The sequence below is a fragment of the Ensifer sp. PDNC004 genome, from assembly GCF_016919405.1.
Taxonomy (GTDB): domain Bacteria; phylum Pseudomonadota; class Alphaproteobacteria; order Rhizobiales; family Rhizobiaceae; genus Ensifer.
This window is the reverse complement of record NZ_CP070353.1, coordinates 2,870,392-2,893,351: the sequence shown is the minus strand read 5'-3', so window position 1 is coordinate 2,893,351 and position 22,960 is coordinate 2,870,392. Positions and strand designations below refer to the sequence as shown.

The following is a 22,960-nucleotide window of genomic DNA, read 5'->3' as shown; positions in this document are numbered from 1 at the left end:
CTCCTTGCGTTCGGAATGTCAGTATCCAGATGTTGTGTCTCATGTGAGAAGGCACCGCTGGATTTTCAATATCGGGTATCTCACTTTGTCGCGAGGTCTTCAAGGCTCCTGTCGAGCGCTTGATCGGGAACGACGTGGATTGCCGGCCCCTCGGTGAAGATCAGCACGCATCGAAACGCATGCGCCGGATAAAGCGGCTGCAGGAGCGCCCGGTAGATTGCAAGCTGCGCCGTATAGGCGAAGGGAATGTCGCCAGGCGATGGCGGCACCTGCCGATTGGTCTTGAAGTCGGCAATCGTCACGACGCCATCGCCGACGGCCAGCCGATCGATCCGGCCGGAAACCGCGTGCTCGCGCTTGCCGAGCGTCAGCGTGCCCATGACCGAAACCTCGGCCCGGCTGCTCGCCGAGAACACTGCGCCGAGATCCGGATGGGCGAGCACCGTTTCGATGCTGGCGATCAGTGCGGCGCGCTGTGCCGGCGGCCAGCTGGGCACGGATCGTTCGAGATAGCGTTCGGCCGCGGCCCGGCGATCGTCTCCCGCCATCGAGGGCAGAACCTGCAGCAGGCGGTGCAGGATGGCGCCCCGCAGCATCGAGAGATTTGCCGGCGCCTTTTCCGAGAAAAGAGCCGAGCCGACGAGCGCATCGCCGTCATCCTCGTCGACCGCAATGCCGACGCCGGAAGGGGTGAGCGGGCGCGGTAGCCGCTTTTGCGGCGGCAACGGCGTCGAAAGCGCCTTCGGCAGCGTGGTGGTGGGACGGCCGGAATCGGCCGAGCGTGCATCGCCGGAGGGTAGATCGCGCTCAAGCTGTTTGTCGCGCCAGGCATGGCCGGACCATTCCTCGCCGCCGGCATGGAAGCTGGTCGGGTAGCCGCGGCTGCTTTCATCTCCGGCAAGGCTCGCCTGCACCATGGCATGCCATGTATCGGCAACGGCCCGCTGGCCGCGATAACCGCAGACGATCAGGCGGTCGGCGGCGCGGGTCATGCCGACATAGAGCAGGCGACGATATTCCTCCTCTGCCAGCGTCTTCAGGCGCTCGCCGTCGGCGCTGATGAGCGAGTTCGATTCCGCGCCCGGCGCGCGCCACACCGGAAGCGGCAGGACGGTGCCATCCCTCTGGGTCAGTTCCAGAAAGCGGAGAGAGGGCACATGCTGGTTGCTGAACGCCGCCCCGCCACCATCGGCGAGGAAGACGACCGGCGCTTCCAGGCCCTTGGCCGCGTGCACGGTCATGATCCGGACTTCGTCGCGTTCCTTGTCCTGCTCGCGCTTGACCGTCGGTGCTTCCATTTCCAGCGTCGAGACGAAGGCTTGCAGGCCGGGCAGGCCGCTTCGCTCCTGGTCGAGCGCGAAGGTCAGGAACTCGTCGAGAATGTCGCTGACCTCGGTGCCAAGGCGCGCGAGAAAGGCGGCGCGGCCGCCATGCATGCCGAGGACGCGGGCATAGAAGTCATGCGGCGCCAGTTGGCTTGCGAGCGCCATGTAGGATTTCAGCGTTCGCGCCGTCTGGTGAAACAGGATGCCGTCATCGGCTTCGTGCTGCAGCCGCTGCCAAAGGCTTTCGCCCTCGCCGCGCCGGGCCGCGAGTTCGAACAGCGCGTCCTCGCCGAGGTTGAACAGCGGGCTCTTCATCAGCGCTGCCAGCGACAGGTCGTCCTGCGGCAAAAGCACGAACCGCCCGAGGGCGAGCAGGTCCTGCACGGCAATATGCTTGGTGAGCACCAACCGGTCGGCGCCGGCGACGGGAATGTTGTTGCGGCGCTTGAGCGCTCTCGTCAGCGCGTTGACAAAGGCGTCGCGTTTGCGAACCAGCACGATGACGTCGCCCGGACGCATCGGCCGGCGAACTCCCTTCTCGACGATCGTCTCCTTGCCGATCCAGCTTTCCAGCGTGGCCGCGATCCGGCGGGCGAGGATATTGACCGGCGCGCTCTCCGGTGTCGCGTCGAAGGCGGCGGTCCATTCCTCGTCCGTATCCACCGGTTCGGCGGCGATCACGTCCCAGATGTCGACGGCGCCGGGATGGCCGATGCGGTTCGAAGCATGCACCACCGGCTCGCTGCGGGCGCTGAGGCCCCGCGCATGCGCCGGATTGGCAAAGACGGCGTCGACGGCCGACAGCACGTCGACGGTCGAGCGGAAGGAGAGCTGCAGGCGGATCGGCTCGAAAGCCTTGCCGCCGTCGCGCACCCGCCGTTCGGTCTCCTGGCTCTCGCGCGAAAAACGCTCCGGACGCGCACCCTGGAACGAGTAGATCGACTGTTTCTCGTCACCGACGGCAAACATCGTGCGGGCCGCACCGCGTGCGCTCTCGCCCGAGAAGAAATCCGAAGCCAGCGCTTGGATGATCGTCCACTGCGCCGGGCTGGTGTCCTGCGCCTCGTCGACGAGGATATGGTCGATGCCCTGATCGAGCTTGTAGTGCACCCAGGCGCTGACATCGCCGCGGGCAAAGAGTGCTGCCGTTCGGTTGATCAGGTCCTCGAAATCGAGCTGGCTGCGCCGCCGCTTCAGTTCTTCATAGTCGGCATTCAGGCGCTCGGCGAGCGTCAACGCCGCCAGCGTCGCCTCGAACATCCGGAGGATGCTGATGTGATCGATGCTGGCGACGACATGGCGGTAGGCCTCGTCCAAGAGGTCGATGAGATCGGGGGCAGCCTGCTGCATCGCCTTGTTGAGAAAGGCGGATTGCGCCCGCGGCTTGCCGGTGCCGGTGAAGAACAGATGACGCAGGCCGTCATAGCGCGCGCCGAGGTCCGTCATCTTCGAAACGGTCCGCAGTCCCTCCGCGAAGTCGAGCACCTTCGTGCCGCCGACGCTGGCGGCGAGCGAGAAGTACCGCTCAAGCGCCGCGCCGTTCAGACCCGCCAAGGGCCAGATCGTCGCCATGGCGCTGTCGACGCTTTCCCCCGGGACTAGCTTCAACGCCCGGCGCAGCTCGGCCTCCGTGCCGCCGAGCCCGTCGGCGTGTTCGAGGAAGACCTGGATCGCGGTTCGGTTTCCGACGATTGCGGCCAGCAGTTTTTCCAGGCCGGTATCGTCGGCGATGTCGAGTACGGTGGCAAAGGCGTGGGCAAGCGCCGGATCGTCCTTGGCCGCAGTCGCGGTCAGCAGCAGCCGGCGCGCATCGGCCAGCAGAACCGCAGCCGCGCGATCGTCGAGAACTGAGAAATGGCCGGCGACGTTGGCCTCCAGCGGGAACTGGTGCAGCAGCGCCTCGCAAAAGGCGTGGATCGTCTGGATCTTCAGGCCGCCCGGGGTCTCCAGCGCGCGTGCGAACAGGCGGCGCGCCTCCTGCAGCTTCAAACGCCCAGGCCGTTCGCCCTCGATCGCCTCGATCCGCTTTTCCAGCGTCGCGTCGTCGAGCGTTACCCATTCGGCCAGCCGTTCGAAGACGCGGTTCGACATTTCGGACGCCGCCGCCTTGGTATAGGTGAGGCAGAGGATCGCCGATGGGCGGCAGCCGGCAAGCAGCAGCCGGATCACCCGCTGGGTCAGCACATGGGTCTTGCCGGAGCCGGCATTGGCCGACACCCAGGCGGAGCGGTCCGGGTCCGAGGCCAGCGACTGCCGGCGCGAGGTCCAGTCGAGCCAGCCTTGCGGCGTCGCCTGCTCGGGGCCGAGGCTGTCATCCCTCATCGCCATCCTCCTCTTCGCTGTCGGCCGCCGACCATTCGGCTACGCGCGCCAAATGGTCGTATTCGCCGCCATAATCGCGCTCCTTTTGAACAATCACGCGCGAGGCAAAGCCATGTTTTCCGGAGAGCAGCGCAGCCAGCAGCTTCCTGAGTTCGGCAAGCGACTCGTCCGCAAGCTGATCGGCCGACTTCGTCTCCTTCGACTTGCTGCCTTCGTTGTTGACCGGTTCCGATTTGAAGCGCGCGCCGGGCTTGAGCCGGACATAGAGCAGTGACTGCGGATGGCTGGGCGGCATGTCCTTGAAGGCGCCGGCCTTGAGCGCGGCCGCTTCCAGCGCGAGCTGCGGGTCGAGCAGCACGCGCGCCTCCTTGGTCGATGGGCTGGAGCCGGTCTTGTAGTCGATGATCTCGACGCTGCCGTCGGTTAGCGTATCGAGCCGGTCGGCAATGCCGGTCAGCCGCATGTCGGCGACGCCGAGTTCCATCGATGCCGCGACTTCTGTGCGCGATCGGCGGATGAAGCGTGCGCGTTCGCGCTCCCATTTGATGAAGGCCAGACCGACGGCCGCGAAGCGTGGACGCCAGATCGTGTCGATATGGGTGGGCAGTCGCGCCTCGTTAAAAGCCTCGTTCAGCAGCCGGTGCATGATTTCTTCGGCCGACGGCGACATCAGATCGACGCCGGAGCGCACGAAACGCTCGACGATCTGGTGGTAGAGCGTGCCGCGCTCGGCCGGGCCGGGGTCGCTGTTGAATGGCAGCAGCGGGTGCAACCGAAGAATGCGTCGCGCATAGATCGCATAGGGGTCGCGCCGCAGTCGTGACACTTCGCTGAAGGAGTATTTGCGCGGCTGCAGGTCTGCCGGTGGCTTGGGGGCAGGGCGCTCGGCCAGCGGCTGGCGGCCGCCATCGTCCAGCATGCGGGCCCAGGCGAGATAGTCGGCGCCATTGGCATGCAGCACTTGCGTCAGCCGCTCGCCGCCGAGCGCCAGCAGCCGCTGCAGCCAGCGCGAGGCGACAGTCGGTGCAGCGCCCTGGCGCATCGAGCGGGTGAAGATCAGCCGCCGTGTGCCGCAGGCCATCTGGAAGTCGTGCGCAAGCTGGCCGATGCGTCGTTCGGGCGGCTCGAGACCGATGCCGGTCTTCATGGTGCGCGACAGGAAGGGATCGTTGGCGGTCTGGCCCGGCCAGTTGCCCTCGTTCAGGCCGCCGAGAACCACCAGGTCCATGCTCTGCAGGCGCGATTCCAACGCGCCGAAGATGAACACCCGCGGATGGCGCATGGAGCGCGGTTTGACCGAGGCGCTGGCCGACAGTGCCTCGACGACATCGCACCATTGCGGCCCGTCCGCAGTCATCTGGCCGTCGGTTTCGATGATGCCGCGAAGGAGGGTTGCGAGCGTATCGGCGGCCTCTCCGGACCAAAGCCCCCCGAGGTCGCCACGCTCGTCGGCTGAGGCTGCTTCCAGGGCCTCGCCGGTGCGCATCGCCCAGTCGGCAAAGGTAAATTCGTCCGAGAACACGCGGCTGCCGTCCCGGCTGCGCGTAAGCGCGGAGGCGAGCGGTGCCACCGCGAGACTGATCTTCGCCGCCACGTCGCGGGCGGCCTGAAGCGCGTCATCACCGATTCCGATGCGCCATTCCGGCGGGTGGCGATCGGCCCTGTGCCGGACGATCGCCACGTCGAGCACAGCTTCGAGGGCCAGCAGATCGACCGTCGCGGTGCTGCCGCGCAGTGCCATGCGTTCCAGCGCGTCGGCCCCTTCGCGCATCCTGTCGCGGGAAAGCCCGAAGCGGGCCAGCGGATGCTTGAGCAGCGCGACGAACGGCACGGGATCGCCGGGACGCAGGCATGCTTCCAGCAGCAGCCGCAGCAGGCTGCCCTGTGGCGTCGCGATGAGAGGCGTACCGGCGGAATCGTCGGCCTCGATGCCGAAGCGGGCAAGCTCGGCGCCGACCCGCCGTGCGAGATTGCGGTCCGGCGTGATCAGCGCCGCCTGGCTCTCGTCGCTGCCTTCGAGCGCGAGCCGCAAGGCGACCGCGATCGCGGCCGCTTCCTCGCGTTCGTTGGCGGTTTCGATGAGGGCTGCATCCTGGAAGGCTTGCTGCAGCAACGCGGGATCCAGTTCGCTACGCATCTCGGTCCAGGCATTGGTCGCCTTGGCCGGCAGAAGTGCGTGCGACAGGATCTCGGCCCGGAAGTCGAGATCGACCTCGGCGCTGGCCAAGGTGATTACGTCGGGCCGCAGAACGGCCATGCGCTTTAGCAGCCGGTAGAAGCCGTATTGCGGGTGGCTGCGGCTTACCGGGTCCGGCCTGCCGTCAAGGGCGGCATCAGCGACGATCATGTCCCATTCGGCCTCGCTCATAGTCTGGTCGAGGCCAGGCAGTACGATCGTGCCATTGGGCAGCTTCTGCACGGCGGCAATAAGTGCTGCCGTTGCGGGAATGGAGCCGGTCGAGCCGGCAATGATGATCGGGCCTTCGATCTTGCCGCCGGCGATGCGCTGCGTCTCGGCCTGCAGGATGGCGTTGCGGTGGCGCGCGGGCGAGGATTGTTTCAGCTCCTCGAGCCGCTCCGGCCAGTAGCTACGGGCGATCTTCAGGAATTCGAGCGTCAGCTGCCACCAGAGCGCGTGTTCGCCGGCATCGAGCTTGTCGAGCTTGTCCCAGTTGAGCTCTTCCGTCTCCATCGCGTCGATGAGGTCGGCAAGGTTGCGCGCAAGCCAGATCGCATCGGCTGGACTTGCCGGCGCTATCAGCGGGCTCTCCGCATGAATGTCGAGCACCACCTTCGGCAGCCGGTTGCGCCAGGCGAGGATCAGCCGGCCAAGCTCGATCAGGCGTGCGGTGCCGGGAAGGGGCGGAGCCAGGTCGAGGATCGCCGGCACCTCGGCATCGAAGAAGCCGCTGTCGTCTTCGGTCTCGCCGAGCGCCTTGATGGTGGGCAGGATGGTGGAGCGGCCGCCGAGCAGGTCGACGAACTCGGACCGGAGTACACGGGCCGAGCGCCGCGTCGGCACGAAGATCGTCACGCCCGCGAGCGGCAGGGGATCGGCCGGGTCGTAGCGGAAGTCCGGGGTCAGGCTACCGTCACAAAGCTTTTCGGCGAGCGTCTTCAGGAAGGGGAGGCCGGGCGGGATAGTGAAGACGTTGGACCGGCGGCCACGCACGCTCATCCCTCCGGCTGGTGGCGGCGGATCGCCGCCTCCGCTTCGTCGATCGCCTCGGGCGTTCCGACCGTCATCCAGTGACCATCGAGCAGCAGGCCGTAAAGACGGCCCTCTTCGGCGGCGCGATCGAAATAGATGTTGAGATTGAAGGCGTCGTCGGGCGCGTCGGCAAAGAGCCGGGAATGCAGCGCGATTGCGCCGGCATAGACGACCGGGTTCGGCAGGCCTTCGGCGTAGCGCGTGAGCTTGCCGTCGTCACCCAGCGAGAAATCCCGCTTGCCGTTGTGTCCGGTCGTATCCTCGTCGCGCACGCACAGGAGCAGCATATCCATGCGCTCCGCGTCGAAGGCGGCGGCGAGGCGCGTCAGGTTGCTCGGCTTGCCCTTGGGCTCGCCGACCCAGAAGAGATCGGCATTCATCACCAGAACCGGACCTTCCGGCAGCAGTTTCAGCCCCTTGGCAAGGCCGCCGCCGGAATTCATCAGTGCCTCGCGCTCGTCCGAGATCACGATCTCCGGGGCACTGCGTCGGCCGAGGTGGCCCTCCATCTGGTCGGCGAAGTGGTGAACGTTGACCACGGCCGTACTGACGCCGGCCTCCACCAGGAGGTCCAGGACGTAGTCGATCATCGGCTTGCCGGCGATCTCGACGAGCGGCTTCGGCATCGTGTTGGTGATCGGACGAAGACGGGTGCCGAGGCCTGCGGCGAGCACCATCGCATTGCTGATCGACATTGATTCTCTGTCAGTTCGCTGATTCGGAAACGAGGATTCCGGTCTTCATACACCAGTCGTGCAAGGGTTTCAGCGATTCATGTGAAAGCGCCGCCTTAAGATAGGCGAAAGTGCGCGGCATGTGCTTCATGTAGCCGGGCTTGCCGTCGCGCTGCATCAGCCGCACCCAGATGCCGACGAGCTTGCAGTTGCGCTGCGCCGACATCAGGTGCCAGTCGCGAAGGAACATTGCCTCGTCGAAGCTACCACCCGCGCGCCGTTCGGCGAGATAGGTCTCCATCATCCGGCTTGCGAGCGAAGGCGGGATGGTGACGCGGGCATCCTGAACCAAGGACGCGACGTCATAGGCGGTCGGACCGATCATTGCGTCCTGGAAATCGATGAGGCCGATCCGGTCCAGACCTTCGCGTTCCCCGCGCCAGATGATGTTCGGCGAGTGAAAATCGCGCAGCAGCAGGTTCGTTTCGGATGTCTGTAGGAGGTCGATCAGGCCGTCCCAGATCTCTCCATATTCGCGCTTCTCGTCGTCGCTTGCCGGCGCGCCGCGTTTCCAGGGCAGATACCAATCGGTCAAAAGCCGTGTCTCGATCTTCATCGCCGCCCGGTCGAAATCCGGAATGCGGTGGATCACAGTCGGCTCGACGCTGATCTCGGCCTCGGAGCGTTCCGCGTGCAGGCGGGCAAGCAGCCGCGCGCTCTCGATGTAGCGTTCGTCGATTGGTTCTCCGTCCGCATCGAGAACGCCCTCCGAGCCGAGGTCTTCGATCAGGAGGATGCCCTGGTCGAGATCGCGGGCGTAGATTTCGGGCGCTGCAAAGCCACGGGCAATAAGAATCTGGTCGATGGCAACGAAGGGAACGACATCCTCGGCGATGTGCGCCAGTTGCTGATAGTACTTTCCGTCCTGAAGGATCGGGCCCGACTTGTGCCGCGGAGAATCCATCAGAATCCGGCTAACGGAACCATCCGCCGGGTAAATGCGCTCATAGGCCCGGATCGAGGCGTCGCCGCTGAGGTGGCGGCGCCGCGCTTTCGAATGTCCGTTCGTATCGAGAAACGCGCGGTTCGCCAGCGTCCGGGCGATGCGCTGCAGCGTGTCGTCAGGCGCCGAAATTTCGACGCGTCGCCCGTCTTTCTCGTGGGTAATGGCCAGCGTAATGCGGCTTGAGGGCAGGGCGTCGTCCGCCCGTTCCGGCCATTCGACCAGGCAGATGCCCTGCGACAGGGCTTCATCGAAGCCCAGTTCCTCGAGTTCGCTGGAATCGGCCAGCCGGTAAAGGTCGTAGTGCGCGACGGGTATGCGCAGGTCGTAGCTCTGGACTAGGGTGAAGGTCGGGCTCGGCACTTCCAGGCCGTCGTCATCGGCGACGGCTCTGAGAAACGCGCGTGCCAAAGTGGATTTGCCGGCGCCGAGATCGCCCGAAAGGGCAACGCAGTCGCCAGGTTTCAGGGCGAGCGCCAGGTCTTCACCAAGCTCGATCGTTGCCGCCTCGTCTGCAAGATGGCGTTCGATCGCCGGCATTATTCGGCCGCGACGGTGGACGGCACGTCGGCCGAGGGAATGCGGCAGGTCACTTCCGTGCCTTCGCCTTCCTTGCTGCGGATCGCGACAGTGCCGTGATGCAGGCTGACGAAGCTCTCGACGATCGAAAGCCCGAGCCCGGCGCCGCCGCGTTGGCCATGGCTTTCGAAGCGGTTGAAGACGGTGTCGAGCACGTCCTGCGGAATGCCGGGGCCGCTGTCGGAGACCGAGAAGATGAAGTCGCTGCCCTCGCGGCGGCAGGCCAGTTCGATGACGCTGCCATCGGGCGCGAAGTTAGCGGCATTGGTGAGCAGCTTGACGAAGATCTGCTTCAGGCGCTGCTGATCGGCGACCATCCGGCCGAGATTGTCCGGTGCTGCGATCCGGAGCGTGACGCCACTCTCGATCAGCCGGTCGGCCATCTGATGGGCGATGTCGTCGAGGAAGTCCGTCAGGCTGATGTCGGCGAGGTCGAGCTGGACGATGCCGGCATCGACGGTCGCAAGATCGAGGATGTCGTTGACAATCGTCAGAAGCAGCGACGAGGACGTGGCGATATGGTCGACATACTCTGCCTGGCGCTCGTTGAGGTCGCCGAAAGCCGGCGTCTTCAAGAGATCGGCAAAACCGATGATGTTGGTGAGCGGCGAGCGCAGTTCATAGGAGACGTGGTGGACGAAGTCGTTCTTCAACGCATCGGCCTTGCGTAGCGCCTCGTTCTTTTCGGTGAGCGCGCGCTCGACCCGGACGCTGTCGGTAATGTTGACGAAGGTCAGCATCGTCTGGGCGTTCGGCAGCGGAATGACGGCGTAGTCGAGGATCAGCCCGGTTCGAAGTTCGAGGATGCCGCGGCTGGAGGGCCGCTCGTCGTCGAAGCTGGTGATGATGTGGGTGAAACGCTTCCAGCCGTCGGGCTGGTCGTAGGAGATCAGGCAGGCCTGCTCGATCGCCTTGATATGCGTACCGGGTTTGGCTTCAGCCTCGCTGATGCCCCAGATCGCCCGGAAGGCCGGGTTGGAGAGGCGGATGCGGCCGTCAGGCCCGAACACCGCCACGCCTTCGGCAAGATGGTCGATGGTTTCGCCCTGGACCTGGACGAGCGTGTTGTAGCGCGTTTCGAGATCGACCTTCTCGGTCAGGTTCTCGAACACCCAGGTAACGCCACCCTGCGGACGGGCCGTGGCAAAGACGCGCAGCGTCTGTCCGTTCGGCAGGTGCCAGAGATCGCTCTGCGTATCGAGCGCCTGATAGACCGACAGCGCGTTTGCCTTCCACTGTTTCCAGTTGAGCTGTTCCGGCAGCTGGCCGCCGGCGCGCAGCCGGTCGAGCACTTCGCCGTTGTCGGGTTTACGCTCGAGGAAGCCGACATCGAGGTTCCACAGGCGCTGGAAGGCCTGGTTGTAGAACTGCAGACGCTGGTTGCCGTCGAAGATCGCGACGGGCGTCGCCAGATGGTCGAGCGTTTCCGCATGGCTCTTGAGCGTGCGGTTGAGCTCTTCGCGCACGGCCTCGATGCCCGAAATATCGACTGCGATACCGGCCGAACCAGCAGCGCTGCGGGCGTCGACGACGTCGAAGAAGGTGCGGTTGCCGCGAACGACGGTCGAGACCTTGTCGTGGAAAGGCGTATCGAAGGTCGAGACCGACCGGATCTTTTCACGCGCGACCGTCGCAAGCAGTTCGCGCTTCTCCGCGACGGCGGTGGCGACATCGGGCGCCTCGACGGCGTCGGCATAGGCTTCGTTGACCCAGACGAGCGCGCCGTCGGTGCCGCGCTGCCAGACAGGCAGGTCGATGGCATCGAGGAGCGTGTGGAAGGAGCGAAGCGCGGCATTGAGCCGGTCGTGTTCGAGCTTCAACTCGGCGAGCTCCGCCCGCATGTTGTTGAGCGCGATGAAGCGCACGAAGGCGCGGCCGCCGGAAACGCGTCCCTGGGCCTCCAGCACCTCGTTGCGCTGTGTTTCAATGACGAGATCGAAGCTGCGGGCCTGGGTGCGAAGCGCCTCGATCGATTTTTCCAGCTCGCCGGCGGACTGCGCCTTGACCCAGCGGCCGAAGGCCAGAAAGTCGCGATCGTCGGAAGGCGCGCCGGTTTCCGCCGGCAGCTGGCCGAGCAGTTCGGCGCGTTCAAGCAGTCCGTCCCAGATGACGATCCGGCGGTTCTTGTCGGCGACCAGTGCCTGGTAGCGCGAGAGGCGTTGGTTGGCGTCGGAAAGGTCGGACCTAAGCTCGCGGTTTTCGGCCTCGATGTTGCCGCGCTGGCGGATCAGCCAGATCGCCGAGATCATCGCAGCGGAAATGACGCCGATCAGCACGGAAAAGGTGACGACTTCCGACGAGCCGAAGATGCCGGCCTTTTGCGGGACGACCTGAGCCAGTGCGTCCGTGGCGGTGAAAAGCGTGGTGCCGGCCAAAAGGCGGCGCAGGAATTTCGGACCCTTGCGGCGGATGGCCGGAAAATCTGTCTGGTCTTTGTTCATGGCGCTGCCATCCCCGTCTGTCCGAAGGGTGCTGCCGGCCTTGCTGCGCCTTGCACAGTTCCACCGGGGCCCTGTTCAAGGGTCCGCGTCAGTTCCGATTGCATCCCCGGTCTGTCTCCGTCTGTTTGCCGCTAATTCGACAAGACATCCCATCCGCGATGCCCAAGGTCCGCACCGGCATCACGAATCAATGGGTTAGAGCATACTTCCTAGTCGAATCGTCGGGAAGGGAGAGGCCCAAAAAAGCGGCCGCGCTCTCTTGTCAAGAACGCGGCCACAAGATGTTGTGGATTGCCCGGGTAAGGATTAGTACCGGTAGTGCTCAGCCTTGAACGGGCCTTGCGTCTTCACGCCGATGTAGTCGGCCTGCTCTTCGGAAAGTTCCGAAAGCTTGGCGCCGAGCTTCTTGAGGTGCAGGCGAGCGACCTTCTCGTCGAGCGCCTTCGGCAGGACGTAGACTTCGTTCTTGTACTTCTCACCCTTGGTGAAGAGCTCGATCTGGGCCAGGACCTGGTTGGAGAACGAGGCCGACATCACGAAGGACGGGTGACCGGTGGCGTTGCCGAGGTTAAGCAGGCGACCTTCCGACAGAAGGATCATGCGGTTGCCCTTCGGGAACTCGATCATGTCGACCTGCGGCTTGATGTTCGTCCACTTGAGGTTACGCAGCGCCGAGACCTGGATCTCGTTGTCGAAGTGGCCGATATTGCCGACGATCGCCATGTCCTTCATCTCGCGCATGTGGTCCATGCGGATGACGTCCTTGTTGCCGGTCGTCGTGATGAAGATGTCGGCCGAAGAAACGACGTCTTCGAGCTGAACGACTTCGAAACCGTCCATGGCAGCCTGGAGCGCGCAGATCGGGTCGATTTCCGTGACCTTGACGCGGGCGCCGGCGCCCGAGAGCGAGGCAGCCGAACCCTTGCCGACGTCGCCGTAACCGCAGACAACGGCGACCTTGCCGGCCATCATCACGTCGGTGCCGCGACGGATACCGTCAACCAGCGATTCCTTGCAGCCGTACTTGTTGTCGAACTTCGACTTGGTGACGCTGTCGTTGACGTTGATCGCCGGGAACGGCAGCAGGCCCTTGGCCTGGAGCTGGTACAGACGGTTGACGCCGGTGGTGGTTTCTTCGGTCACGCCCTTGATCGCGTCGCGCTGCTTGGTGAACCAGCCCGGCGAAGCTGCAAGGCGCTTCTTGATCTGTGCGACGAGGATTTCTTCTTCTTCCGAACCCGGGTTCGAAAGCACGTCCTCGCCGGCTTCGGCGCGGGCGCCGAGCAGGATGTACATGGTGGCGTCGCCACCGTCGTCGAGGATCATGTTGGAAACGCCGCCGTCGGCCCACTGGAAGATCTTGTCCGTGTAGGTCCAGTATTCTTCGAGCGTTTCACCCTTGACGGCGAAGACCGGAACGCCGCTGGCCGCGATTGCGGCTGCGGCGTGGTCCTGGGTCGAGAAGATGTTGCAGGAGGCCCAGCGCACGTCGGCGCCCAGCGCAACCAGCGTCTCGATGAGGACGGCGGTCTGGATGGTCATGTGCAGCGAGCCGGTGATGCGCGCGCCCTTCAGCGGCTTCGAAGCGCCGAACTCTTCGCGGCAGGCCATCAGGCCCGGCATTTCCGTTTCGGCGATCGCAATTTCCTTGCGTCCGAAATCGGCGAGTCCGATGTCGGCGACGATGTAGTCCTGAGTGGTGGTCATGGAGTTCTCCGGGCTGATCTCTTCAAGCCGCGCGGCCTTGGCCATCTCCGCGGCGCGATTATGCCTCCCACGCCTATACGACGCGGTGAGAGTGCGACCGATCTATCAGGATTCAGGGTGAAGAGCAACCGCGATATAAAGAAGTCTTTATATCTTTATATTGCTGTCAGATTTCTTCGCCGAACTTGTCGGCGACCAGAGCGTCAAGCGCATTCAGCGCCTCTTCGGCCTGTGCACCGCTGGCGGTCACGCAAACGCTGCAGCCGGTGCTGGCGGCCAACATCATCAGCCCCATGATCGAGGTTCCGCCAACGGTCATGCCGTCCTTGGAGACGGTGATCTCGGCGTCATAGGCCTCGACCGTCTGCACGAACTTCGCTGATGCCCGCGCGTGCAGGCCTCGCTTGTTGATGATCAGCAGTTCGCGCGTCAGCGACATGTCGGGGCGGTGATCCATTATTTCCCACTCAGGACGCGGCTGGCGACGTTGATGTATTTCCGCCCGGCCTCCGAGGCCTCGACCAGTGCCTTGTCCATGTCGCTCTCGCCGCGAACGCCGGCGAGCTTGATCAGCATCGGCAGGTTGACGCCGGCGATCACTTCGACGGTGCCGCTGCGCATCACCGAGATGGCGAGGTTGGAGGGGGTCCCGCCGAACATGTCGGTGAGGATGATGACACCGTTGCCTTCGTCGACATTGGTGACCGCGTCGAGGATATCCTGCCGACGCTGGTCCATGTCGTCCTCGGGGCCGATGCAGACGGTCTCTATAGCTTTTTGCGGACCGACAACATGCTCAAGCGCATGTCGAAATTCCTCAGCCAGCTTGCCATGGGTGACAAGCACAAGTCCGATCATGGGTATCTTCGCTCCAACTGCACACGCAATTCACTGATGGCCAGATATCGCAATGCAGCAATTTCGTCCACCTGTTGGGGAGGGCATCTTGGCAAGGAAAAGGGGAAGTGCAAGCCAAAAATGCCGAAAAACCGGTCGCGCTGACGGTAAATCGGGCTAGAAACCTATTTTTTCAGCGATGAGCGCCTGCAAAATATTGAGAACCTGCGCACCATCTTCAACGGGAACGCGAACAATCGGCAATGCTCGCCCGAGTGGCAGGGGCAATGTCTCGTCATCAGGCGGTAGGCGCGGGTCGAATGGGGCGCTGACGGGCAGCAAGGCCCAGTCCATCACCGCGCTGGGCACGGTTTCGATCGTGCCGATGCCGGCGCCGCGGATTTCGATAAGGCCGTGAATGGAGGGCGGGCAGCGCGCCACGATCCGGTCGTGTTCGTGCGCAAGATCGACCCGGTCATCGGCGACCAGCGCTGCAAAATGTCCGGCCTGCCGGGCGGCCGTGATGCAGGCGATCGCCAGTCTGGATTTGCCGGAGCCGGACGGGCCGGTAATCAGGAAGCCGCGCGTCCCGAGCACGATTGCAGTGCCGTGGACATTGGCGCGGGCTGTTGTCACGCGTGCGGCTCGGCGGGAAGGGACAGGATGAAGCGGGCGCCGGCGATACGGCCATCCGGTCCGGCGATGTTTTCGGCCTTGAGCGTGCCGCCATGGGCTTCGGCGATCTGCCTGGAGATCGACAGCCCGAGGCCGGAATTCTGGCCAAAGTCCTCGCCTTCCGGACGGTCGGTATAGAAGCGCTCGAAAATGCGGTCGATGTCTTCGGCCTGGATGCCGGGACCATTGTCCTCGATATAGACGAGGCAGCGTGAGCGCGAGCGCGTCAGGCGCACGACGATCCGCCCGCCGTCCTCAGGCACGAAGGACCGGGCGTTTTCGATCAGGTTGGTAATGATCTGGCCGATGCGCAGGTCGTAGCCGCTGACGGCAAAGCGCGCCTTGGGGCTGTCCTTTCGGTCGATGACGAAATCGAGCAGCACCGACTTCTTCTTGCTGCGGACCTGGCGCGAGATATCGACGAGGTCGCCGAGAAGTTTTTCGAGATCGATCGTCTTGGCGTCGCTGCGGGCAAGTTCCGCGTCGAGACGCGACGCGTCGGAGATATCGCTGATCAGACGGTCGAGGCGCCGGACGTCGTGCTGGATGACGTCCATCAGCCGCTTCTTCGATTCGTCGGTCCGCGCCAAGGGCAGCGTTTCGACGGCGCTACGCAGCGAGGTGAGGGGGTTTTTCAGCTCGTGGCTGACGTCGGCGGCAAAGTTCTCGATCGCGGCGATCCGGTCGTAGAGCGCGGTGGTCATTTCGCGCAGCGCGACCGAAAGATTGCCGATTTCGTCCTGGCGCGAGGAGAAGTCGGGAATTTCCTCGCGCTCCTTGGCGCCGCCGCGGCGCACGCGCACGGCGGCTGCAGCCAGGCGCCGCAGCGGATTGGCGATCGTTGACGACAGAAGCAGCGACAGGATGATGTTGACGAGGGCCGCGACGCCGAAGACGCGGATGATGGCGAGACGCTCGGCCTGGACGATCTTGTCGATGTCGCCGGCCTGGGTCGAAAGCAACAACACGCCGAGAACGGCGCGGAAGCGCTGGACGGGCACCGCCACGGAGACGATGAGCTCGCCCTTCTCGGTAACGCGTTCGACATAGCCGCGCACGCCCGTCAGCGCATTGGTGACCTCGGGATAGATCGAGCCGTTGCCACCCGGCGGTTCCTTGTAGAGCGGCAGGTTGCCCGGCTGCAAAAGCTTGTTCAGCCAGCTGTTGAGCTTTTCGCCGATGCCCGTCGATTCCGGCTCGATCGGCGGCAGGTCGAAGCGCAGCACCTGGCCGCCGCTATAGAGATGGCGCGAATCGAGCAGCAGGTCGGCATCCGCGTCGAACAGGCGGGCGCGGGTGCGCGTCGGCGAGATCAGCCGGCGCAGAACCGGCGCGACACGTTCCTGGATGATCGGGAAGTCGAGATCCTCGTCGCTCGGCAGCGGCGTGATGCTCTGGCCGGCTTGCAGTTCCAGCAGCTTTTCGGGATCGATAGTGATCGAATTGGTATCGACGGAAGCGGAAGCCGAGATCGCGCCGGCGATGATTTCGCCCTGGGTCAAGAGGCTTTCGACGCGCGCATCGATCAGCCCCTCGCGGAACTGGTTGAGGTACATGATGCCGCCGACCAGAACGACGAGCGCCACCAGGTTGAAGAAAACGATACGGCGGGTGAGGCTCGAGAAGACGGCATTGCCGAAGAGACGACGAATGAGCGTGAAGGGATGCGCCCAGCGGCGCTGGCCCTTCAGTGCCTGGGCACGCCCGTCATTGTCTTCAATGTCGCCCTGCAAGACTTCTACCAAATGTCCCGCTCCCGCGCGGACTGTCCTTCATAATCGTTCGATGGCGGCGGCGCTGCCGGCCGGTTGCGCCGCCTTCCATGGTTTTGATCCGAAGACGGCGGAGATCGTGTCGAGCCTCACAGGAGGCCATCACCATCGCGCCGCTTCAAATGCGCCACTCTGGGCGCGATGGCAAGCCCCGTGGCTCAGGCACTTTCCCGGAAACGATAGCCGACACCGTAAAGCGTCTCGATCATGTCGAAGTCGTTGTCGACCATCTTGAACTTCTTGCGCAGCCGCTTGATGTGGCTGTCGATGGTGCGGTCGTCGACATAGACCTGTTCGTCATAGGCCGCGTCCATCAGTGCGTCGCGGCTCTTGACCACGCCCGGGCGCTGCGCCAGCGAATGAAGAATAAGGAATTCCGTCACCGTCAGCGTCACCGGCTCGCTCTTCCAGGTGCAGGTATGGCGCTCCTGGTCCATCACCAGCTGCCCACGCTCGAGCGAGCGCGACGGCGCGTCGGTTGCCTTGACGGTATTGTTCGTGTTGGCGGCCGCCGCTTCGCGGTTGGCGGCGCGGCGCAGGATCGCCTTGACGCGTTCGACCAGCAGGCGCTGCGAGAACGGCTTGGTGATGAAGTCGTCGGCGCCCATCTTCAGGCCGAAGAGTTCGTCGATCTCTTCATCCTTGGAAGTGAGGAAGATCACCGGCAGGTCCGACTTCTGCCTCAGGCGGCGCAGCAATTCCATGCCGTCCATGCGCGGCATCTTGATGTCGAAGATCGCAAGCTGCGGCGGCCGGGCGAGCAGGCCTTCGAGCGCGGAAGCGCCGTCGGTATAGGTCTCGACCTTGTAGCCCTCCGCCTCCAGGGCGATGGATACGGACGTCAGGATATTCCGGTCATCATCGACAAGCGCGATGGTCTGCATCGTGTTCAACTCCGTCTTTTGAGGTGCCGGTCCCGTCCCCGAAACTCCGGCATTCGCGAGTCACGGGTGCGTTAGTGAGTATAAAGGTGGAACAAATTGTGGCGAAGCCCAAAAAGCACCTGTCGTAACGATAGGATAGGTCCCGTCAGATCGGTGTTCGGGATGTCGATTTCAACCGATTAAAAAAACGATAATTTTCTTTAAATCGATTAATATACTGAAATCATTATTCTTTTTTTGACGTCGCCTTGTTTTTGAGCGAGCATGCAAGTAAGGTCCGGCGAAATTCAACGCCAATGGCCAAACACGAAGGAAGCTTGACCATGGAGCAACTCGGCACTCGCAATCTCGCGAACGGCTTGGAAAAACTCGGCTTTATCGACCTGGATACGGTTCGGTACAACCTCGAAGCCGCAGAGCTTTATGGGGAAGCTCTTCGCCGCGGCGAGGCCGAACTGACGGCACACGGTGCGCTCGTCGCCCGTACCGGCCAGCACACCGGTCGCTCGCCGAAGGACAAGTTCGTCGTTCGCGATGCGAACACCGACGACCAGATCTGGTGGGACAACAACAAGCCGATGTCGCCGGAGCATTTTGCTCTGCTGCGCAAGGACATGCTCGAGCATGCCAAGGGCATGTCGCTCTACGTGCAGGACCTGGTTGGCGGCGCCGATGCCGACAACGCGCTCCCGACGCGCGTCGTGACCGAGTACGCCTGGCATTCGCTGTTCATCCGCAACCTGCTGATTCGTCCGGCCCGCGAAGCGCTCGGCGCCTTCCTGCCGAAGCTGACGATCATCGATCTGCCGAGCTTCAAGGCTGATCCGGAGCGCTACGGCTGCCGCACCGAGACGGTCATCGCCTGCGATTTCACCAACGGCCTGATCCTCATCGGCGGCACGTCCTATGCCGGCGAGATGAAGAAGTCGGTCTTCACCGTCCTCAACTACCTGCTGCCGAAGAAGGGCGTCATGCCGATGCACTGCTCGGCAAACGTCGGCCCGGCCGGCGACACCGCGATCTTCTTCGGCCTTTCCGGCACCGGCAAGACGACGCTTTCGGCCGACCCGACCCGCACGCTGATCGGCGACGACGAGCACGGCTGGGGCGAGCAGGGCGTCTTCAACTTCGAAGGCGGTTGCTACGCCAAGGCGATCCGCCTGTCGGAAGCGGCCGAGCCGGAAATCTACGCCACGACCCGCCGCTTCGGCACGGTCATGGAAAACGTCGTGCTCGACGAGCGCCGCGTGCCTGATTTCGACGACGGTTCGCTGACGGAAAATACCCGTTGCGCCTATCCGCTCGACTTCATCCCGAACGCCAGCGACACCGGCACCGCACCGCAGCCGCGCACCATCATCATGCTGACGGCCGACGCCTTCGGCGTGATGCCGCCGATCGCCAAGCTGACGCCGGAACAGGCGATGTACCACTTCCTGTCCGGCTACACCGCCAAGGTTGCGGGCACCGAAAAGGGCGTTACCGAGCCGGAAGCCACTTTCTCGACCTGCTTCGGCGCGCCGTTCATGCCGCGCCATCCGTCGGAATACGGCAACCTCTTGAAGGATCTGATCGCCAAGAACGGCGTCACTTGCTGGCTGGTCAACACCGGCTGGACCGGCGGCGCCTACGGCACCGGCAGCCGCATGCCGATCAAGGTGACGCGTGCTCTGCTCGCGGCCGCCCTTGACGGCTCGCTGAACGCTTCGGAACTGCGCACCGACGCCAACTTCGGCTTTGCCGTTCCGGTCTCGGTCCCGGGCGTCGACGACGGCATCCTCGACCCGCGCTCGACCTGGGCCGACGGTGCAGCCTATGACGCGCAGGCTCGCCGCCTTGTCGACATGTTCATCACGAACTTCGCCAAGTTCGAGAGCCATGTGGACGGCAGCGTCCGCGACGCTGCTCCGGGCACCAAGATCGCCGCCGAATAAACATTGTCGGCTATGATTCACGTGAAACCCGGTCCTTGTGGCCGGGTTTTTCGCGTTTGTGCCTGCTGTATTTCCCCTCGAAAGCTCTTCGATCAAAGGGGAGCCAAAGTGCTGTGGCGACCTTTGCGCCTCTGATGAGCCGCGCGGCGCCGCAGTGTTTTCAACGGGTTCGCTCTGTGCCATAGATCGGGCCGAGGTGAATCATGGCCAGCGACCCGCTCTACATAAACGACAATATCGTGATTGCCGGCTGGGAGCTGACGGAGCAATTCGTGCTGGCCGGCGGTCCGGGCGGGCAGAACGTCAACAAGGTGTCGACCGCCGTTCAGCTGTTCTTCAACGTCCAGGCGTCTCCGGCGCTTTCCGATCGCATCAAGGCCAATGCCCTGAAGATCGCCGGCAAGCGCGCCTCAAAAGAGGGCGTGCTGATGATCGAGGCGAGCCGCTTTCGCAGCCAGGAGCGCAACCGTGAGGACGCGCGCGAGCGGCTGAAGGAGCTGATCCTCAAGGCCGCCGAGCCCCCGCCGCCGCCGCGCAAGAAGACCAGGCCGACGCGCGGCTCCGTCGAGCGGCGTCTCAAGGAGAAGTCCGGGCGCGGGGAGATCAAGAAGCTCAGGGGCCGGCCTGGAGGCGATTGATTCTTTTTGCGGCTCCCTTGCCTTTTGGCCGGCAGCGCCCTCTCTTATCGAGCAGTGTTTTCGCTAAAGGAGATATTCATGGGTCTTTTCAGCTTTATCAAGAACGCCGGCAAGAAGCTTGGCATCGGCGGCGACGACGATGCTCCGGATGCCGAAAGCGTTCAGAAGGAACTTGCATCCCACGATCTCGGCACGAAGGACGTGCAGGTCGAAGTGGCCGGTGACAAGGTCGTGCTGAAGGGTGTCGTGAAGGACCAGAGCGTCTTCGAAAAGGCCGTCGTCGCCGTCGGCAACACGCTCGGCGTGTCCGCGGTCGAGGCCTCCGAACTCAAGGTCGCCGATGCCGGCGCAGCACCTGCCGCAGCAAAGGCGCCCGTCTTCTATACGGTCAAGAAGGGCGATAACCTCTGGAAGATCGCCGAGGCGCAGTACGGCAAGGGCAAGGGCGCCAAGCATACGGTGATCTTCGAAGCCAACAAGCCGATGCTGACCCATCCGGACAAGATCTATCCGGGCCAGGTTCTGCGCATTCCGGATCTGGATGCGGCCTGAGCGTGTCCTTCAGGCGGTCTCTTGCAATTGCCGCGCTGGCGAGCCTCTGGCTTGCCGGCGTTTCTCTGGCGCAGCCTTTCCGTGAACCCGCCAAGGGCAGCACCGAGCGTGCCGCCATCCTCGACGCGATCCGTCCCGCGGTCGAGGCCGAGATGCACGGTCCGGTCGAATTCGTCGTTACCACCATGCGTGCCGCGCCCAACTGGGCCTTCATGCAGGTCGAGCCGCAGCGTCCCGGTGGCGGATCGATCGAGCTGTCGCAAACCGGGTTGCGTGACGAGGCCGACATGATGGATGGTCTGACGGTGTTCGCACTCGTCAGTTTTCATAACGGCCGCTGGAACCTCGTCGATCACGTCGTCGGGCCGACGGATGTCGCCTATGCCGGCTGGCCGCTGCGCTATGGCGTTCCGGCGGCACTTCTCGGCCTGGAACAATAAGGACTGCCTCTCATGCAGGTGCTCCCGAAAGGGATCAGACATATTCCGGGCTATCTCGATCGTGCCCGGCAGGAGCAACTGGTGGAGACCATTCGGTCCGTCGTTGCCGAAGCGCCGCTCTTCGTGCCGGAAATGCCGAAGACCGGCAAGCCCATGTCGGTGCGCATGACCAATTGCGGCGCGCTCGGGTGGGTCACGGATCGCGATCGGGGCTATCGTTACCAGGCTCAGCATCCGGTGACCGGCCGTCCCTGGCCGGTCATGCCGGATATCCTGCTCGATATCTGGAATGCGGTTTCCGCCAGCAGCAAGGCGCCCGAGGCCTGCCTGGTAAACTTTTATTCCGAAGAGGCCCGCATGGGGCTGCACCAGGATCGCGACGAGCGCGACCTTGAAACCGCCGTCGTCTCGATCTCGCTAGGCGACAGCTGCCTCTTCCGCGTCGGCGGCAACACGCGCGGCGGCCAGACAATGTCTTTCCGGCTGGAAAGCGGCGATGTCGTGGTGCTGGGTGGGGAAGGGCGGCTCGCCTTCCATGGCGTCGACCGCATCTATCCGAGCACGTCGACGCTGCTGAAGAATGGCGGGCGGGTCAATCTTACGCTCCGCCGCGTCAATCCCTGAGGATGCACCGAAAGCTTAGAGCTTCCTGAGCGCCACCTTTTCGGTAAGATGGTTCGGGCCCTTTTGCAGGATCAGGTCGGCGCGCGGGCGCGTCGGCAGGATGTTCTGGTGCAGGTTCTTCAGGTTGATGTTGTGCCACAATCCCTCGGCGATGGCCCGGGCTGCATCCTCGCTGATCGTGGCGTAGCGGTGGAAGTAGGATTCGGGGTTCTTGAAGGCGGTTTCGCGCAGCCGCATGAAGCGGTTGACGTACCAGCTGTGGATCAGGCTTTCCTCGGCATCGATATAGATCGAGAAATCGAAGAAATCCGAGACCATCGGCACGATCTTGCCGTCGGCCGGCAGGTTGCGCGACTGCAGAACATTGATGCCTTCGAAGATCAAAATATCCGGGCGGTCGATCACCGTGTACTGATCCGGCAGCACATCATAGGTCAGGTGCGAGTAGCTGGGCGCCTTGACGTTCGGCTGGCCCGCCTTGATCGCCGACAGGAAGCGCAGCAGTGCGCCGACGTCGTAGCTCTCCGGAAAGCCCTTGCGGTCCATCATGTTTTCGCGCTGGAGCACGGCGTTCGGATAGAGGAAGCCGTCTGTCGTCACCAGGTCGACCTTCGGGCTCGACGGCCAACGCGCTAGAAGCTGTGCCAGGATACGGGCCGTGGTCGATTTGCCGACGGCGACCGATCCGGCGATGCCGATGACGAAGGGGGTCTTCGTCTCGGACATGCTGAGGAAGCGCTTGCGCTGCTCGAACAGCATCTGCGACGACTCCACATGGGTCGAAAGCAGGCGTGACAGCGACAGGTAGATCTGCCGCACCTCGCCGAGATCGACCGGGTCGTTCAGCGAGCGCAGCCGCTGTACCTCGTCGGCCGTCAGCGTCAGCGGCGTATCGGCGCGAAACCGCGACCATTCCTCGGCGGTAAAGAAGTGATACGGCGAATAGTCCCGCTTCTGCAGATTGTCCGGCAGGTCGGCCGCTTCGATGTCTTTCGCCGCTGTCGTCATGGGGTCTGCCGATTTGCCTTTTCCTGCAGGCCGGATTCGTTTGTCCGCCGCTGAAGTTCGTTGAGCACATCCTGCAACGGAACGTCGGCGATCTTCAATACGACCATTAGATGATAGATGAGATCGGCGCTTTCGGCGACGAGATTCGCGCGGTCGTTGCTGATCGCGGCGATCACCGTCTCGACCGCTTCCTCGCCGAGTTTCTTGGCCGCCTTCGGCTGGCCGCCGGCGACCAGCTTTGCCGTCCAGGATTGGTCCGGGGCCGCCTGCGCGCGTGTCGCGACGATGGCCTCGAGGTCGGAAAGTGTGAAATCTGCCATGGAAGATCCTGAAG

18 protein-coding genes are annotated in these 22,960 nt (G+C 63.8%); 5 read left to right on the top strand and 13 right to left on the bottom strand.

The window, feature by feature from the left end; translation table 11 throughout:
• Positions 1-80: 80 nt before the first annotated feature.
• The 11 genes from addA to chvI form a co-directional block, all read right to left on the bottom strand.
• A complete protein-coding gene (gene addA, locus JVX98_RS22360; RefSeq protein WP_205237443.1) occupies positions 81-3,647 on the bottom strand; it encodes a double-strand break repair helicase AddA in 3,567 nt (1,188 codons plus the stop codon).
• Positions 3,637-6,819, bottom strand: coding sequence for a double-strand break repair protein AddB (addB, locus tag JVX98_RS22355; RefSeq protein WP_246764933.1), 3,183 nt, complete (start codon positions 6,817-6,819; stop codon positions 3,637-3,639). Before addB ends, addA begins: the two co-directional genes overlap by 11 nt.
• Positions 6,820-6,821: 2 nt before the next feature.
• Entirely contained in the window at positions 6,822-7,553 is a 732-nt protein-coding gene (locus JVX98_RS22350; protein ID WP_205237441.1) for a nucleotidyltransferase family protein, read from the bottom strand.
• A 10-nt stretch (positions 7,554-7,563) separates the two neighbouring features.
• Positions 7,564-9,075 carry a tRNA (adenosine(37)-N6)-threonylcarbamoyltransferase complex ATPase subunit type 1 TsaE gene (gene tsaE, locus JVX98_RS22345; RefSeq protein WP_205237440.1) on the bottom strand — a complete coding sequence of 504 codons (1,512 nt, stop codon included), beginning with the start codon at positions 9,073-9,075 and terminating at the stop codon, positions 7,564-7,566.
• Positions 9,075-11,555, bottom strand: coding sequence for a PAS domain-containing sensor histidine kinase (locus JVX98_RS22340; RefSeq protein ID WP_205237439.1), 2,481 nt, complete (start codon positions 11,553-11,555; stop codon positions 9,075-9,077). The genes tsaE and JVX98_RS22340 overlap by 1 nt, the downstream gene beginning before the upstream one ends.
• Before the next feature lie 306 nt (positions 11,556-11,861).
• The gene (gene ahcY / locus JVX98_RS22335) at positions 11,862-13,262 is read right to left on the bottom strand and encodes an adenosylhomocysteinase (protein ID WP_034801698.1); all 1,401 of its coding nucleotides are present in this window, start codon (positions 13,260-13,262) and stop codon (positions 11,862-11,864) included.
• Between the two features lie 166 nt (positions 13,263-13,428).
• A complete protein-coding gene (locus tag JVX98_RS22330; RefSeq protein ID WP_043624332.1) occupies positions 13,429-13,719 on the bottom strand; it encodes an HPr family phosphocarrier protein in 291 nt (96 codons plus the stop codon).
• Entirely contained in the window at positions 13,719-14,120 is a 402-nt protein-coding gene (locus JVX98_RS22325; RefSeq protein ID WP_034801684.1) for a PTS sugar transporter subunit IIA, read from the bottom strand. Before JVX98_RS22325 ends, JVX98_RS22330 begins: the two co-directional genes overlap by 1 nt.
• Before the next feature lie 156 nt (positions 14,121-14,276).
• Complete coding sequence (locus JVX98_RS22320; RefSeq protein ID WP_205237438.1) at positions 14,277-14,735, bottom strand: HPr kinase/phosphorylase; 459 nt, start codon at positions 14,733-14,735, stop codon at positions 14,277-14,279.
• Positions 14,732-16,465 carry a sensor histidine kinase gene (locus JVX98_RS22315; protein ID WP_246765060.1) on the bottom strand — a complete coding sequence of 578 codons (1,734 nt, stop codon included), beginning with the start codon at positions 16,463-16,465 and terminating at the stop codon, positions 14,732-14,734. The genes JVX98_RS22320 and JVX98_RS22315 overlap by 4 nt, the downstream gene beginning before the upstream one ends.
• A gap of 239 nt (positions 16,466-16,704) precedes the next feature.
• Positions 16,705-17,430: a two-component system response regulator ChvI gene (gene chvI / locus JVX98_RS22310; protein ID WP_043626797.1), complete on the bottom strand. Its 726-nt coding sequence runs from the start codon at positions 17,428-17,430 to the stop codon at positions 16,705-16,707.
• A 323-nt stretch (positions 17,431-17,753) separates the two neighbouring features.
• Between chvI and JVX98_RS22305 the strand changes: the two genes are divergently transcribed.
• The 5 genes from JVX98_RS22305 (at position 17,754) to JVX98_RS22285 (ending at position 21,618) form a co-directional block, all read left to right on the top strand.
• Positions 17,754-19,364: a phosphoenolpyruvate carboxykinase gene (locus JVX98_RS22305; protein ID WP_192451514.1), complete on the top strand. Its 1,611-nt coding sequence runs from the start codon at positions 17,754-17,756 to the stop codon at positions 19,362-19,364.
• Between the two features lie 203 nt (positions 19,365-19,567).
• Positions 19,568-20,002: an alternative ribosome rescue aminoacyl-tRNA hydrolase ArfB gene (arfB, locus tag JVX98_RS22300; protein ID WP_192451515.1), complete on the top strand. Its 435-nt coding sequence runs from the start codon at positions 19,568-19,570 to the stop codon at positions 20,000-20,002.
• A gap of 78 nt (positions 20,003-20,080) precedes the next feature.
• Positions 20,081-20,554 carry a peptidoglycan-binding protein LysM gene (gene lysM / locus JVX98_RS22295; protein ID WP_205237436.1) on the top strand — a complete coding sequence of 158 codons (474 nt, stop codon included), beginning with the start codon at positions 20,081-20,083 and terminating at the stop codon, positions 20,552-20,554.
• 2 nt (positions 20,555-20,556) lie between these two features.
• Positions 20,557-20,994, top strand: a complete 438-nt coding sequence (locus JVX98_RS22290) for a hypothetical protein (protein ID WP_246764932.1) — start codon at positions 20,557-20,559, stop codon at positions 20,992-20,994.
• A gap of 12 nt (positions 20,995-21,006) precedes the next feature.
• Complete coding sequence (locus tag JVX98_RS22285; RefSeq protein WP_205237435.1) at positions 21,007-21,618, top strand: alpha-ketoglutarate-dependent dioxygenase AlkB; 612 nt, start codon at positions 21,007-21,009, stop codon at positions 21,616-21,618.
• A gap of 15 nt (positions 21,619-21,633) precedes the next feature.
• Here JVX98_RS22285 and coaA read toward each other — a convergent pair whose 3' ends face one another.
• Together coaA and JVX98_RS22275 are read right to left on the bottom strand one after the other, a co-directional pair.
• Entirely contained in the window at positions 21,634-22,626 is a 993-nt protein-coding gene (gene coaA / locus JVX98_RS22280) for a type I pantothenate kinase (RefSeq protein WP_192451518.1), read from the bottom strand.
• The gene (locus JVX98_RS22275; protein WP_205237434.1) at positions 22,623-22,946 is read right to left on the bottom strand and encodes a phosphoribosyl-ATP diphosphatase; all 324 of its coding nucleotides are present in this window, start codon (positions 22,944-22,946) and stop codon (positions 22,623-22,625) included. The genes coaA and JVX98_RS22275 overlap by 4 nt, the downstream gene beginning before the upstream one ends.
• Between the last annotated feature and the right edge of the window lie 14 nt (positions 22,947-22,960).

Bases quoted from the DNA above. Each gene is read 5' to 3' on its own strand.
- addA (WP_205237443.1), bottom strand. From the start codon at position 3,647: ATGAGGGATGACAGCCTCGGCCCCGAGCAGGCGACGCCGCAAGGCTGG.
- JVX98_RS22350 (WP_205237441.1), bottom strand. From the start codon at position 7,553: ATGTCGATCAGCAATGCGATGGTGCTCGCCGCAGGCCTCGGCACCCGT.
- tsaE (WP_205237440.1), bottom strand. From the start codon at position 9,075: ATGCCGGCGATCGAACGCCATCTTGCAGACGAGGCGGCAACGATCGAG.
- JVX98_RS22340 (WP_205237439.1), bottom strand. From the start codon at position 11,555: ATGAACAAAGACCAGACAGATTTTCCGGCCATCCGCCGCAAGGGTCCG.
- ahcY (WP_034801698.1), bottom strand. From the start codon at position 13,262: ATGACCACCACTCAGGACTACATCGTCGCCGACATCGGACTCGCCGAT.
- JVX98_RS22330 (WP_043624332.1), bottom strand. From the start codon at position 13,719: ATGGATCACCGCCCCGACATGTCGCTGACGCGCGAACTGCTGATCATC.
- JVX98_RS22325 (WP_034801684.1), bottom strand. From the start codon at position 14,120: ATGATCGGACTTGTGCTTGTCACCCATGGCAAGCTGGCTGAGGAATTT.
- chvI (WP_043626797.1), bottom strand. From the start codon at position 17,430: ATGCAGACCATCGCGCTTGTCGATGATGACCGGAATATCCTGACGTCC.
- JVX98_RS22305 (WP_192451514.1), top strand. From the start codon at position 17,754: ATGGAGCAACTCGGCACTCGCAATCTCGCGAACGGCTTGGAAAAACTC.
- arfB (WP_192451515.1), top strand. From the start codon at position 19,568: ATGGCCAGCGACCCGCTCTACATAAACGACAATATCGTGATTGCCGGC.
- lysM (WP_205237436.1), top strand. From the start codon at position 20,081: ATGGGTCTTTTCAGCTTTATCAAGAACGCCGGCAAGAAGCTTGGCATC.
- JVX98_RS22285 (WP_205237435.1), top strand. From the start codon at position 21,007: ATGCAGGTGCTCCCGAAAGGGATCAGACATATTCCGGGCTATCTCGAT.
- coaA (WP_192451518.1), bottom strand. From the start codon at position 22,626: ATGACGACAGCGGCGAAAGACATCGAAGCGGCCGACCTGCCGGACAAT.
- JVX98_RS22275 (WP_205237434.1), bottom strand. From the start codon at position 22,946: ATGGCAGATTTCACACTTTCCGACCTCGAGGCCATCGTCGCGACACGC.